The 14,185-nt window shown below is 70.0% G+C and carries 9 protein-coding genes; 3 read left to right on the forward strand and 6 right to left on the reverse strand.

The window, feature by feature from the left end; translation table 11 throughout:
• Window positions 1-69: 69 nt before the first annotated feature.
• The 4 genes from mobF to MWU57_RS08180 all read right to left on the reverse strand — a co-directional run bounded on the left by mobF (window position 70) and on the right by MWU57_RS08180 (window position 10,227).
• Window positions 70-5,154 carry a MobF family relaxase gene (gene mobF, locus MWU57_RS08165; RefSeq protein WP_246908680.1) on the reverse strand — a complete coding sequence of 1,695 codons (5,085 nt, stop codon included), beginning with the start codon at window positions 5,152-5,154 and terminating at the stop codon, window positions 70-72.
• On the reverse strand, window positions 5,151-5,825 hold the full coding sequence (locus MWU57_RS08170) for a hypothetical protein (protein ID WP_246908681.1): 675 nt from the start codon (window positions 5,823-5,825) through the stop codon (window positions 5,151-5,153). The genes mobF and MWU57_RS08170 overlap by 4 nt, the downstream gene beginning before the upstream one ends.
• A 225-nt stretch (window positions 5,826-6,050) precedes the next feature.
• The gene (locus MWU57_RS08175; RefSeq protein ID WP_246908682.1) at window positions 6,051-8,747 is read right to left on the reverse strand and encodes a hypothetical protein; all 2,697 of its coding nucleotides are present in this window, start codon (window positions 8,745-8,747) and stop codon (window positions 6,051-6,053) included.
• A complete protein-coding gene (locus MWU57_RS08180) occupies window positions 8,728-10,227 on the reverse strand; it encodes a hypothetical protein (protein WP_246908683.1) in 1,500 nt (499 codons plus the stop codon). Before MWU57_RS08180 ends, MWU57_RS08175 begins: the two co-directional genes overlap by 20 nt.
• Before the next feature lie 70 nt (window positions 10,228-10,297).
• Between MWU57_RS08180 and MWU57_RS08185 the strand changes: the two genes are divergently transcribed.
• Genes MWU57_RS08185 through MWU57_RS08195 form a run of 3 tightly spaced genes read left to right on the forward strand, consistent with a single transcriptional unit; the run spans window position 10,298 to window position 12,614 of the window.
• Window positions 10,298-10,966, forward strand: a complete 669-nt coding sequence (locus tag MWU57_RS08185) for a hypothetical protein (RefSeq protein WP_246908684.1) — start codon at window positions 10,298-10,300, stop codon at window positions 10,964-10,966.
• Between the two features lie 38 nt (window positions 10,967-11,004).
• Window positions 11,005-11,748 carry a DUF2637 domain-containing protein gene (locus tag MWU57_RS08190; protein WP_308221157.1) on the forward strand — a complete coding sequence of 248 codons (744 nt, stop codon included), beginning with the start codon at window positions 11,005-11,007 and terminating at the stop codon, window positions 11,746-11,748.
• Entirely contained in the window at window positions 11,745-12,614 is an 870-nt protein-coding gene (locus MWU57_RS08195) for a hypothetical protein (protein ID WP_246908687.1), read from the forward strand. Before MWU57_RS08190 ends, MWU57_RS08195 begins: the two co-directional genes overlap by 4 nt.
• A gap of 226 nt (window positions 12,615-12,840) precedes the next feature.
• On the opposite strand, the gene MWU57_RS08200 is transcribed toward MWU57_RS08195, so the two are convergent.
• Together MWU57_RS08200 and MWU57_RS08205 are read right to left on the reverse strand one after the other, a co-directional pair.
• The gene (locus tag MWU57_RS08200) at window positions 12,841-13,119 is read right to left on the reverse strand and encodes a hypothetical protein (RefSeq protein WP_246908688.1); all 279 of its coding nucleotides are present in this window, start codon (window positions 13,117-13,119) and stop codon (window positions 12,841-12,843) included.
• A 124-nt stretch (window positions 13,120-13,243) separates the two neighbouring features.
• Window positions 13,244-14,128 carry an IS5 family transposase gene (locus MWU57_RS08205; RefSeq protein ID WP_246908689.1) on the reverse strand — a complete coding sequence of 295 codons (885 nt, stop codon included), beginning with the start codon at window positions 14,126-14,128 and terminating at the stop codon, window positions 13,244-13,246.
• Between the last annotated feature and the right edge of the window lie 57 nt (window positions 14,129-14,185).

Here is a 14,185-nt window from a genome sequence, read left to right on the forward strand (position 1 = left end):
ATCAATGGCCTGCTGCGAGGTCGCGAACTCGAGAGGTCGCGCGGGTCATCTGGCTCGGTACTTGTGCGGCTACCTCAGAAGTGGCTCTGATGCTGGTGCCGGATGGCTCGAGACCGCCGCAGGCAGGTTCGGCTCGGTTCGACCGAGCGTCTGGAGCGCGTCGACGAACTCGTCGTCGATGATCGTGTGGTCGATGGGGCTGTTCGGACCGAAGCGGTCGACGAGGGCGTCCTTGGCCGCCGTGATCGCCTCAGTGTTGAGCGTGGGGGCGACCTCGGTCGCCACCGCACGCAGCAGGAAGACGCGCCCCTCGACGGTCTCCGGTGCGATGGCTGACGCCGCGAGGTGGTCGACCACGGCGAGGGCGAGGGGGCGCGGGTGGGCAAGAGATTGGGCAAGAGTTTCGATCTTGCCGAACTGGACGAGCTCGCCCGGGTCCTTCGCCCCTGACCACATCGCTTGGCGTACGGGTCCCGCTGAGTTGGGCCCGAGCAGCGACCACATTCGAGCGGCCGCTGCCTGTCCGGCGGCGTCGGCATCGAAGGAGACAACCAGACCGTCGAGGTCCCCGGCGTCGCGGGCGATGGCGGCAAGGTGGTCCGCGGTGACGGCGGTGCCACAGGTAGCCAGTGGGACGAGGTCGCCGCGGCCGATGGCATCGACAGCGGCTGCGTCCATGGGGCCTTCGACGAGGACCGGTGTGGCGCCGCTGGCGAGGCGTTGCCCGGCTTCGGGCGTGAGGCCGTAGAGCAGGCGGCTCTTGTCGTAGGCCGCGGTGGCGGGGGTGTTGAGGTACTTCGGGGTGTCCGGCCGGGCGGCGGTTTCGGCGGGGTTGGCGCGGGCGGTGAACCCGGCGATGCGCCCCGCGTCGTCGTAGACGGGCATGGGCAGGCGGTCGCGGAACCGGTCGATGAGCCGTCCTGTACGTGCGCGGGTCGCGAGACCGGCGTCGAGGAGGTCGTCGTCGGTGAACCCGGCGCCGCGCAGGTGGTCGATCGTCGTAGTCCACCCGGCGGGGGCGTGCGCGAGGGGGACGACGCCGCTGAGGCCACGGTCGGTCAAGTAGGCGGGGACCCAGGATGACGGAGCGGCGGCGCAGGTCCGCCAGTAGTCCCAGGCAGCGGCGTTGGTTGCGGCGATCCGGTCGCCCGTGGCCGGGCGGGGCTGGCGGACGTCGTCGCGCCACAAGGGCGCCGTCCGTGAAGGCGAGTGGTCGGCGTCGTGCGGCCAGGTCTCAGGGTCCGACGGCGGTTCAGCGGTCTCGTCGATGAACCGTGCGCCCCGGGGAACCTCGAGGTCGTGGTCGCCGGGGTCGAGTGCCTCGAAGTCGATGTCGGCGTAGGGGTCGGTCTCGATGGGCCGGGAGAGGTCGGGTCCGGGTCGGGGGTCGCCGTCGCGCCAGTGGGCGAGCTGGTCGCGGGTCTGCTCGAAGTGCCGCAACCGGCGTCGGTCGCCCACGGGTACGGGGCCGAGCAGTGTGGGCGCGGTGACCTGCCAGGTGTCGCGGTAGATCGCGACGGCGAGCATCGCCTGGCGCCATGCGTCGCGCAGCTCTGGCGCGGCGTCGGGGTCGGGGGCTGGCGGGGCATCAAGCGTCCAGGGCGGTGGGTCGTCGTCGAGCCGGCGCGCGAGGTCGGCGACGCGCCCCGAGATCAACGCTTCGCACTGGCGTGCGAGGTCCGCCAGCGGGGCGTCGTCGGCCCGGATTCGCACGACGAGGCCGTCGACGTAGGCCGGATCATCGGCAGCGACCGGGGCGGGGTCGACCAGGGCGCCTGCCAGGCGCCACTGCATGATCGCGGCCGGGTCGACGCGGCCCGCAGGGTCGCCGCCTGTGTCGAGTGGGGCTTCTTCGGTGCCCGCGTCCCACAGGTCGAGCGTTCCCTGGAACGCCGTGCGGGCACCGCGGCTGGGTGGGATGCGCAGCAGGCGCAGGGCGCGGTCAGGGTTGACGGCGTGGGCGTGCCGGAAGGTGGAGACGAGGGCGTCCCAGGCGGGGGAGGTGGTGAAGTCGATCTCGGCGTGGAGTCGGGCGAGGTGGGCGGCGAGGCGGGGTGCCTCGGCGTGGGAGGCGAGGGTCTCGTGCTCGGCGACCAGGCGCCCGAGGTTGCTGTGCGCCGCGACCTCGGCGTCGCGCTGCTCGTGGGCGGTCTGCTCGGCGCCGACGGCGGCCAGCGCTCGGGCGAGGATCGACGCGCCGGTCGGCATCGCCAGGCGCGGGACGCCGTCGTCGCCGGTCTCGAAGGCTGAGCGGTTCTCGTGAGCGAGGTCTGCGGTGTCGGGCAGCCCGACCCACGCCGTGTTGTTCGCCCGGCCGCGGGTCATCGCGACGTAGAGCAGTTCGCGGGTCATCCGGGCGCCGTAGGGCACGAACAGGTGTGCCTCGTCGACCGTGATGCCCTGGGCGCGGTGTGCGGTCAGGGCGTACCCGAGGTCGCAGTGGCGGGCGAGGTATACGGGCGGGAGCGTGATGCGCGCGCCGGTGTCGACGCGCCGGCAGGTCGCGGAGCCGTGGTCGTCGATGGCGGTGATGCGCAGCAGGTCGCCGTTGTGGATGGCGACGCCCGAATCGTCGCGCAGGGTGCGGTAGTCGTTGAGGCGGGCGTAGAGCAGGTCGCCGACCCCGGCGTCCTGCCCGGCTCGGAGCGTGACGACCCGGGTGGTGTCGACCTCGCCGGCCTGGCGGCGGTCGAGGGTGGTGCGCAGGTTCAGGTCGGCGACGTGGTCGTTGGTGGCAGCGACCAGGACGGCGGTGCGCCCGGCGCGTTGGGCGGTGCGGACGGCGTCGTAGGCGGCGTCGAGCATGCCGGTGGATTCCCCGTCGCGGATGCGGCCGGCGTCGGCGTATGACGGCGGACCGCCGTCGGTGGGGAACAGGACGGCGGCGTCGCCGTCGCGCAGGCGCAGTGAGGCGGCTGCCTCCCAGGGGGCGTCGAACCGGAACAGCGAGGACAGGTGGGCGGTTTTGCCTTGGCGGTCGAGCCAGCCGAGCATCCCTCCGGCGTCGATGGAGTCGAGCTGGGCGGGGTCCCCGACCAGCGCGACCTTCGCCCCTGCGGCTACGGCCAGGCGCCCGAGCGCGGCGAGGTCGTGGGTCGAGCACATCGAGGCTTCGTCGACGACGACGAGGGTGCCGGGCCGTAACGTGAATGAGGCTTCCTCAGCGTCCAGGGCGGCGAGGCCGCGTGCCGCGGCTGCACGACGGCGCGGGTGAGCGGAGTTGAGCGCGGCGGTGATGTCGTTGCGGCGTGCGGCGCGCCGGGCACGCGCGTCGGGGGAATTGCGGGCGAGCAGCATGGCCAGGGTGTGGGCGTCGATCCCGACCGAGGCCGACAGTTCGTGGGCGGCGCGCGCAGACGGGGCGACGCCCATCACCGACCCGGTGCCGTGGGCGGCGGTCCAGACGTCGTGAAGTGCGCGCATGGTCGTGGTCTTGCCCGAACCGGCCGGGCCGACCAGCGCCGTGAGCGCGTGCGGGTCACCGGCCAGGTGCCGGACGGCTGCGGCCTGGTCGTCGGCCAAGGCTTGTCCCTGCCAGGCGGCGAGTGCGGTCTCGACGCCGTCGAGCGGCACGTGGGCGCCGTCGAGGTCGGTGAGGGAGTCGAGGAAGGCTTCGGCGTCGAGGACCTCTTGAGCGGTGAACAGCCGCAGGTTGGGGTTGTCGAACACCGTGTGGCCGCCGTAGGCCAGGCGCGGGTCGGCGGTGGCAAGGTCGGGGAGCTCGTAGCGGTGCGGGGTGATCGGCACGCACAGGGCGAGCGCGGCCCCGGTAATGTCGTCGATGACCTCTTGGCGCTGGTCGGGGCGGAAGCGGACGAGGCGGGTGAGGCGTTCGACCTCGGCGCGGGCGTTGAACCGCGACCACGTTGCCCGACGGCGCGCGAGGGTGTCGTGGACGGCGTGGGCGAGCGCGTCCCGGGTGGCGCCGTCGTCGTGATCCTCGAGCCAGGTCTCGACGTCGGCGTCGGTGACGCGGGCCAGGTGCTCGCGGTCGACGCCCGGGTTGTCGGTGAGGTGGTGCGCGATCGCCAGGCGCGCCATCTGCTCGACGACGTCGCCGCGGATCCGCCCGGCGGCGGCGGGTGCGCGCTCGTGGCCGAGCACACGGGCGACCAGGTCGCGGGCGTCATGGCCCAGATGGCGCAGCTGGTCGCGCCATCGGCGCGTGAGCCCGGACAGCGGTGCGGCGAGAGCGTCTTTCGGTTTGCGGGTCTCGCGCCAGGCCTGCGCGTCGAGGGCCGCCTTGACCGGTGAGGGGACGGCGTCGAGGTCGGGGTGATCGGCCAGCCACTGGCGCTCGAGTGTGTCGCGACGCTGCCGTAGGGCGAACCGACGGGAGGAGAACCGGTCAACGAGGTCGGGCGGGAACCCGGCCACGTCCGCCACAACCGAACGGGCCGAGCGCGCATCGGGCCGCTCACGCTCGACGAACGACATGCCCAAGCGCTCATGGAGCAGGTCGAGCAGCGCGTTCTCGTGCAGCTCGCTCATCGCGACCGCCGACCGGTACACGGTGCGCCCGTCGAGGGTGAGCCACTTGCCATCGAACGAGCGGCGCACGCGGTTGGCGAGCGCGACGTGCGTGTGCAGGTGCGGGTCGCCGTCGCGGGTCTCGAAGTGGTCGTAGGCGATCGCGATCACTCCGCGCACGCCCGCCGTTGTCGCTCCCGCGCGCCCCGAGCGGGTGGACGCGACCTCGGTCTCGAACCAGTCGAGCGTGCGGCCGATCGCCTTGCGGTGAGCGCTCATGATCGCCGCTTGCGTCTCACGGTCGGCGACGCCCCAGATGACGCTCACCGACTTAGGGATGCTGAACGTCAGGTCGAACCCCGAGACCTGCTCGGGCGACTCCTGCGCGCGAGCCGCGTGCAACTGACGCGGCGGGGTACCCAACGGGGTCCCGGTCACCGGATGGGCGAACCGGGAGAACACCCGCTCGGCCTGTTCGCGGGTCGCCTCGTCGCCGACGGCGAGCCCCAGTCCGGGAACGGCCGAGCCGACCCAGATGCCCGCGGGCGTGCCCGGGCGGGTGTAGTACCCGACCGCACCGGACGCGGCAGGCTCGGCGGCGTCACCCGTGACGACCGACTTCAGCAGGTAGGCGACACCCGCGACCGCCGTGATCTTCGTCAGGTTCATCGTCACCGCGATCACCAGCCCCCGGAGCGTGGTGCCGAGGGCGGGGCTCCGGCGTCGTCGGCGTGCTGGTGGTCGCCGGTGGGGCCGGCGAGCTCGGGCAGGTAGTGGCGCAGCAGCGTCTGGACGCGCTCGTCGACAACGAGGCGATCGCCGTAGACGGCGGCCAGGTGCCACAGCCAGCGAGCCAGCTGCTGCGCGTTCTGCTCGTGCCCGACCGCGGTCTCCTCGACATCGGCGAGCTGCCGGGCGATCGCGGCCTCGCCCGCCTCGAGCTCACGGATGCGCGCGGTCGCGTCCTGGCTGAGCGTCTCGAGCCTGGAAGCGAGCGCGCGATCACGGCGTGCCGCAGCGCGTCGGCGGGTGAGCGCCCGTGACCGCTTGGCGTGCGCGGCCGACCGCTCACGGCGAGCGGCCCGCGCGCACCGGTCGGAGCAGTACCGGCCACCGTGCCGGGCGCGCTCGACGCTGACCGTGTCGCTGCAGCCCGGGCGCGCGCACGCGCGCTCCTCCGGGACGCTCGGCGTCCACTCGGCCTGCCCGCGTCGTCGGGCCTCATGGTTGCGCGTCGACACGACGCTCGCGCAGGCGGGCGAGCAGTACTTCGCGTTCGACCGGCGGGAAGCAGGGATCGGCGACCGGCAGGTCGGGTTGCCGCACAACCGGGCAGGGCCGGAGGTCGTCTCCATGTCCCGCACATCGCGCCCGTCCGCCCAACCGGGCGGGCGATATCGGTCAGCCCGTCAGGGCGCCGATCTACACGGGTGCAAGAGGCGCGTCACTGACTCTGGCGTCGGCGGTCTTGGGGCTTCGGAGGGCCGGGGTTCGGCCTTAAGAGGGCTATCGTCGCTGTCGCTGTCGCCGTCGACAGTCGCTGATCGTCTGATCGGTCCTGTGCTTCAACTTTGGCGGACCTAGTCGTACGCGACCTTGGCGGCGTCGAGGATATTTCGAGCCGTCTCTGACGTCGTGCGCCATGCGATCGGGGGGTCGATCTGGGCCTTCACCCGTGTATCGGTGCTGGCGGCGATACCTGAGGGGGACACGAGCTGGCTTAGCTGGTAGGTCTTCCACACCAGGCGTGCCCCTTGCCTTTCTTGGATTGCGAGCTGCCAGTCGTGCTGCGCGAAGAGGTGCTCCCGACGATCCCTGCCAGCGGCCACAGCGATCGCGACGGTCAGGTCACGCGGCAGGAGGGAGAGCGCTGCGGCCGCGATCGTGAACTGCGCGCCGCTGCTGGCTTGGATACGGATGCGACCGTCCTCGACGAGCACGACGTCCCAAGAGGGGTGAGCAGCCTGAATGCTCTCTGCGTATCGCTCCCAGGGGTTGTCATCGAGCTCCTGGCGAACGATGTCCAGCACCTCGTCGGGCTGCGGTGGACGCTCGGAGCGGCCAAAGTGAGCGTTGACAACAGCCGTCAGGTCGTCTTCGGTCACATATGTCAAGAGTGGTCGGGAGGACTCGAGTGCCTCGTGGGCCATGAGGCCTGTCCCGACGCGGGGGTCGAGCCCTTCGGTCCGGAGGCTGTGCACGCACAGAGCAGCCACGGCCGCGATCCTCGGCAAGAGCTCGTCTCGGACGGGATTCTCGACGATTGACGAGAGGGCTCGAGCGACGAGTTCTGGACGCTTTGGTGGGTCGTCATCCCACACGCGGAAGCGCGAGCCGAGTAGGAGGAGCACCGTGTAGGTGCCGCGGTCGATCTCCGGAAGCGACGGCTGCTCGATAGCTTTAACCAGCTGCTCGAAGCTCCTGCGCCAGTGCCTGCGCTGCTCGGCGGTGTACGAGGAATGAGCAGCCTCCAGCGACACGACGGGTGTTGGGTCGTCGACGGCGTCGGGCTCGTCCTCCGGCTCGACCGCGGTTCGTGCGTCCGCGGGGTCCCCATCCGCCTCGGACACGATGTCTGCCCACTGAGGCACGAGCGTCCGCACCAACGATCCGGGCAGCGGAAGATTGCCGGTCGGTCCACCGAGAACGGCAGCGCCAAGTCGTCGCGACGCCCGTTCGAGGTAGTCGTGGAGGCTCCCGGTGAAGAGCGGACTATGCCCAGCTTCGTCGCGCTTCTGAGGTTTGCGCACAGCCCGGGCTGTGCCAGAGCGGGGCACCGGCAGAGCGGGCGCCTGTTCAGTTCTTACGCGTTCCGCGAGTCTCAGGTACGCGTCGAGGTCGGACTGAGAAGCGAGAACGTCATCAGCCGACTCATACGTGTTCCGCGCCTCACGGGACGACGGGGACTGGCGACGCAGGGCATCACCAGGTGAGAGCATCGGCAGCGGGCTCCCGACTTTGAGAACGCCGTCGACAGTGGCGCCGATGAACACCCGCGACCCCGGCTCGGTCCCGTGCTCGTCGAATAGGTCAAGCACCGAGGTGCCAACCGGGATGGTGCCAAGTCGACGTCGGGCCTCAGGGTCGTTGCCGTAGTCGCTAACGAGCACTTCAAGGTTGACGGATGTGGGCCTGCTGAGTTCAACGCGGATCTTGCCGTCGACAAGGGTGACCCCAACCAGCGCGGGGAGAGGTGCTCCACCGACGCTTGGGGGCGATGCGATCTCGAGCCGACGTTCGGGAATCGAGCTGCTCTCGAGCGTAGGGCCGCTGCCACGGAACATGGACGTCGGGATGACCTGGACGAGCCCGACCTCGCAGTTCCCGCCGTCTGAGAGAGATCGCGTCAGGGCTGCCGCTGTGAGGTTCGGCGAACCCGTGAGCGCCCACCGCTCACCTGCTCCCACCGCCTCGATCAACTTGCCGTGCTGATAGCGCACGCTTACTCCGCTGCCGGCCCCCGGTCCACTCGCTTCCTGCCACCGCAGCTCGGCCCCATGTTCTAGGGCGATGCGGCTGAGCACCGGGGGGATGACGAAGGTAAGGCCCGGCTGGACTGCGATCGTGACCCGACGCGGCCGGTACCTCGCCAGCAGTCGATCAAGAGCGATGCCGTCGGGGTCATGGAAGGGCGCTTGCAGCAGGAGCTCGTCGGCCGGGCCCCCAGGGAGTTGGTCGAGGATCGCTCCGGTCGATGTATCGACCAGTCGCGGACCGAGGTCCTCGTTGATGCCACCGCCGATGAACGGCTCCAGACCGTCCGCTACTCGTGATATTGCATCCCGGGATGCCTGGCCGAGCACGAGGCGGTCCTCGACTGTGAGCAGGGATCGGAGCCAACCTGCGACATCGGCTATGACTCGAGGGACTTCCCCTCCACGGTCGATGTCGATGATCGTGGCGAGTTCTTCATTGGTGAGCCAACCGCCGGTTGTGAGGTTCCCGGACCCGATGCTCACGAGAGTTCGATCGGTTCCTACGAGAACGTTGACCTTGGGGTGGAAGGCCGCATCGAGCGCAGCAACTCCAACGTGATAGGCGCGACCAGCACTGCGCATCGCGCGCAGGTCCGGGTCGAACACAGAACCATCACACAGCACCGTCACGGCAGCGCCCGTGGCGCGGACAGACCCAAGAACGCGAGACTCGAAGTACCTCGGGTCAAAGTTGAACGTGGTGAACAGCGCCTCCCGAAAAGGGAACTCGGCGGTGTCGATCGCCTGTAGGCGGGCGGCAAGAGAGTCAACCCGTGGGGGTTCAGTCGAGGAGTCCGCCATAGGGCCCCACCTTCCACACGCCGTCGTCGGACCTTTCGAAGAGCCCTACCTGCTGTCCGATCGTCAACAGGTTCGGCAGACGCATCGTTGGAACCCAGCCGTTGTCATCCCACAACTTGATGACCAGGCCGTCCTGCACCTTGATCCGCCCAGGAAGGACCAGCCTGCCGGAACGCCAGAACGCCTTAGCCAGGGTCAGGCGGTGGGCTCGTCGGACCATCGTGTGGGCCAGGTAACGAGTGAAGTCCTGCAAGGAGCGGTCCATCCAAGAGCCCAAGGTCGTGGAGACCCAGCGAGGAGAGAGCTCCTCCCGCGCTGTGCGTCTTCCAGCGGGACCGATCTCCTCTCCGACCAGCCCGAGACGGAGGCGGTCTCCGTCCTCGTCGGCCGCCTTGAGACGCGCAGCGCCGAGCGCCAGTACGGCAATCCATTTCTCGGGCGCCGACAGGCTGTTCACCGTTCGCTCAGCTGGCAGCGCAACTCCCGCGCCGTCGGCGATTGGCGGGAGGGAGGACACGAACTCTCGCACCGTGCCCGTGCCGACTTGGTCGGCAAGGTAGTCGGCCAGGACCTCCTGGGGTAGCGCTCCACCGTTGTCGCCCAGGAGGGACAGCAGGTGCGACCAGAGGTACAACCATGCTCCGACGGACTGCGCCCGGAATCGGAGACCCCGCCATACCTCCCAGAACTCGCCCTCCTCGGAGTCCTCCGACGCTGTTGGGTCGAAGAGGACAATGTCGTCGAAGTCGTTGATGTTCTTCACACTGTCCAGGGCCATGGCGCGCGCGAGGAGGCGCAACGTTGCTCGCGTTGTACGGTGAGCTGCGCTCGGCGCCGGCCCCTTTCCGGCTAGCAAGCGGGCGAGCCACTCGCCGTCTGCCGCGGAGGACATCCGGCACAGGCAGGCGCCCGCGTAGGGTGCTAGGGACTTCGCCGTGAGGGGCTCGTCAGAAGCGGCCAGGTCAAGCAGCGGCTCAAGCGCTCTGACCGCTTCACGAGTGAACGCAGCGCCTGGACCATAGCCGCCCGATGCGCCGGTCACCTCGAGCGCGCGTTCTGCGCCGTAGTACTGGCCCCAGAATCCCCACGGTGCCTTGGCGTACGTCGCGGTCCCAGCCTCGATGACGATCGCTCCGGCCTCTTCAAGGAGGCGGGTGAGTCCGTTGACACCGTGAGGGGACCTGTCGCCGTGCTCGGCCGGCGCGTTCTCTCGGTGTGCCATCGAGACCGCAGCGAATGCGACCTCAACGCGCTTGAGCAGGTCGCGATGCTCGAGGTCGTTCAGGTCTCGTGCCACGCGCTCGTCGGCGACGAGCCCATGTAGAACGAAGTACCGAGCCACTGTCGTCTGCGTCGTCACCGTCGGTAGGTACTTGCCGGCGGACGCGTTCAGATACCTCTCGGCCGCCAGGTTGTACTGACCAGGCGTCGGGTCATACGAATGGTCGACCCACCCTGGGCCAGCGATGGTCGCTGCCATGCGTCAATCCTTCCATGTGAGGACGCGGGTCCCGGGGCACCCACAAGCCGACTCGCTGCGATGAGGGTCGTTGGCGGCGGCGATCCGGCGACTGCTCGTGGTGCTCATGCGGATCGCGGGCGGTGCCGACTCCGCGCACGGGCGCGGGTCCGATCTCGCGATGCCGGGATGGGAGGGGATTCGAACTCGACTGTTACTCCGGGCCGGTGTTCGAGGCATTCCCCTGGTGTACGCATGCGACGGCTCCAGGGAGTACTCGATGGCCTCGACCGAACTGCGTGAGCAGATCCGCGCGCTGCTCGCCGCTGGACTCAAGCAGCGACAGATCGCCGTGTCCTTGGGGATCGGTCAGGCGACCGTCTCGGACCACAAGCGAGCCCTGGTCGCGGCCGGTCGCCTGCCGGCCAGCCCACCTGTCACGGCGCGTGGTACGGGCGGCGCCGTCGTCGACCTCGTGCCAGCAGAGCCAGCGTCTCGGCGGTCCAGGGCCGAGGTCCTCCTCGAGCATGCCGAGCTCAAGGCATCGACGCTGCGCACCGCGGCGCGCACCTTCGCCGAGCACATCGTGGGCGCCGACGAGTGGGTCACCGACGGCGTCTACCGTGAGCAGGTACGCGCCGTTGCGGCGGATGCCGTGGGTGAGGCCATCGCCGACCTCGAGCGGATCGCCATCGATCTCGGCCTTCGCGAGCCGGCCGCCGGAGGCTCGTCTACTTCCAGGTCGGGGTCGGCGCGGTGAGCGGGCGCCGGCCCCTGGCGGGGGCGTTGTGGCCGGGCGTGCTGCTGTGCACGGTCGCGGCGGTCATGGCGTTCACGCTGTCGTTCAACGCACTGCGCGCGGTCGGCGTCGCGTCGGGCATCACCCCGCGGCTGGCGTGGATGTTCCCGTTGACGATCGACACCGTCATCCTTTTCGGCACGTGGGCGGCGTTCCGGTTCCGCGCCCGCGGCGCGGCTGGCACCTGGTACGCCTGGGTGCTGCTGGTCGTGTTCGCGGCCGCTTCGTGGACCGGCAACTTCCTGCATGCCGAACCGGTTCCCGTCGGGGACATGGAGCTCTCCCGTCCGGTCGCATCATTGTTCTCTTCGGTGCCGTCGCTGTCGCTGCTGCTGACCACGCACATGCTCGTGTTGATCGCCGTACGGCGCGGCGAGGAACGCGACCACGAGCCCGCCGCCGAACCGGTCGCGGTCACCGTCTCCGCGCAAACCGAGGAGTCGAACGTTCCCGCGCGGGGGCAGATCGCCGCCGGCGCCGACACAAGCGTGGCGCGCTCGGGCGCCCTGGTCGCCCCGGCGGCGGAGCCGTCGGGCATCGATGTTGAGCAGGCCCAGGTCGAGCAGGCCGCCGAGAAGGCTGACGGTTTCGCTGCGTGGGTGGCTGCCCAGGAGAAGGCGGGGGTCCGCCCGACCGGACGGATGGCCGTCGAAGCGGGGTTCGCCGGCTCGGAGGCGACCGGGCGGAGATGGCTACGAGACCTGCGATCGCAGTTGGCACACCGCAAGGAGGCCGAGACATGACGACACTGACCTACGCTCCACCTGCCGCCGTGGCGGCTTCGATGTGCGATGACGAGGTTGGTGCCCGCGTGCTCGGCCTGGCTGCCGACGTCGAGAGCTACGTGCACCGGCGCCTTCGCACCGCCGGATCCACCGCCGTCGTGCGCGACGAGCTCGGCGACCTCGCCAGTGCCACGAGCGAGGTCGTCGGCGACGTCGTCGAGATCCTGTGGACGAAGCGCGATCAATGGACCACCCTGTGTGACGAGGACCAGCGGCGCTGGACGTTCGCCGTCGCCCGCAACATCGTCGCCCGACGCGTGAAGAAGGCCTACGCGACCCGCGTGCACAGGAGCGAGTTCGTCCCGCTCCTGGACGGCACCGGCGAACCCACCGTGGTCGATCCGCGTCTTGACACACTCGCCGAGCTGCGGCTACTCGTCGAGTCCCGCCTCGGAGACGTGGCGTGGGCGACGATCACTGCTGCCATCCAACGTAACCACTCGCCGCACCTGCGCGCCGACGTCGCCGCGGCGCTCGAGGCGGTGGCCGCAGGGCGTGTGCCGTCGACCCGAGCCATCGTGCGTCGATGCCGCGTCGACTGGCGGCCCTGGGCCCTGGCACGCCTCGAAGCAGGCCAGGCGCTGCGCCCGCCCGATGCAGTCGATCTCGGCCTGTTCGCGACTCTCGTCGAGGCGACGTCGACCCTGACGAGGTGGTGGGTCGAGCAACGCACCGCGTTCGACCAGCCCATCGACGACGCCGCCCTCGTCGCTTCGGGCCTGATCGAGCACTTCGGCCGTACTGAGGCGGCCCGCCGTGAGGCCGCGTCCGACCTGCTCGTGTGGATCTCGACAACGGGCACTCGTGCCGCGGTCGCGGCGTAGGCAAGAACAGCTCGCGGATTTCCGATCGGGGATGCAGCCCGGTCCCCGCGGATGAATCTGCGCGTGTGGCGGCGTGGTTCGATGCCAGTGCACGCCGCCGCGCTTGACCGGCTCGAGGAGTCCTGCGCACGGTGCGGCCGTTGAGCTGCCCTGCCGCGGCTCGGCGCCCGTAGAGCAGATCATGGCGGCGAGTTCTCGCTGCTAGGGCCTGTTTCAGAAGTACTGGTCAGGGGCGTTGCTGGAGCCAGGCGATGAGGCCGGTCGTGATCTGGGTGGGGTCCGTGGCCGTGGTCTTGGTGTCACGCCCGTTCTCGTCACGGTGTTCGACGAGATAGCCGGCGCCCTGGCGGGTGACGGATGCGTGCCAGGTCGGGGCGTCGGTATCGGGCAGGACCACCAGGAACGAGTTGCTGGGGCTGAGCCCGGTGATCAGGTCGCAGATCGTGGTCTGGTCGGGCTCGATGAAGTACTGCCCGTCCTCGGTGTCCACTACGTAAGCCGCCACGAGCATCGATTCCAGCAGCCAGGACGCAACACCGGCAACGAGAGGGGTCAACAGGTATCAACCGCTGCCATCGTGCGGGGGTGATGATGTGGGTCGCCGATGGCGAAGTCAGCTGGTCGAGCGGTCAGCTGGTCGGGCGCAGCCAGTCGTCCATCGCGGCGATCTGGACGGTCGCCTCGAAGCGCACGGCGAGCTTGTCGTAGCGGGTAGCCACCGCCCGCCATCGTTTGAGCCGGGCGAACATGCACTCCACCGCGTGCCGCGCCTTGTAGTCGACCCAGTCGGTCTTCGGTGGACGCCCGCCGTGGCGCCCGCGCGCGAGCCGGTGCGCGGCGTGGTCGGACTTCTCCGGGATCGTCGTCTTGATGCCGCGCCGACGCAGGTAGCCCCGGTGCGCCCGGGACGCGTAGGCCTTGTCCGCCCGGACCCGGTCCGGCGTGGTCCGAGGTCGACCAAGGCCGCCCGGCCGGGCGACCCGCACCCGGTCCAGCACGACCTGGAACTGCGGACTGTCGCCGAACTGGCCCGGCGTGACGACGACCGCCATCAACTTCTGCCCCTGCTCGGCCGCGGCATGGATCTTCGACGTCCACCCGCCACGCGAACGACCCAGCCCGTGGTCGGCCGGCTCCACCCTCACGCCTCCCGGCGGCTCCTTCTGCTCACCACCGGATCGACGGGCTCCAGCCGCGTGCTGGTGAGCCCGGCACACCGTGGAGTCCACGTTCAGCTCCCACGTGATCCGTCCTGCCCCGTCCGCGCGCGTGCGCAGCGCGTCCAGCAACCGGGTCCAGGTCCCGTCGCGCTGCCAGCGACGGAACAGCCCGTAGATCGTCTGCCACGGCCCGAACCGATCGGGCAGATCCCGCCACGGGCAACCCGTGCGCACCCGATGCCGGATCCCGTCGATCTGCAATCGACGACAACCGGCGGGGCGGCCGCACCCCGCGACCGGCAGCAACGGCTCCAACACCACCCACTGCTCGTCAGACAGATCTCCTCGACCCACGACGACGAATCATGCCAAATCCGGCATCACGGTCGTTCTGAAACAGGCCCTAGAGAC

The sequence above is a fragment of the Isoptericola sp. S6320L genome (assembly GCF_023015685.1).
GTDB classification, from domain to species: domain Bacteria; phylum Actinomycetota; class Actinomycetes; order Actinomycetales; family Cellulomonadaceae; genus Isoptericola; species Isoptericola halotolerans_A.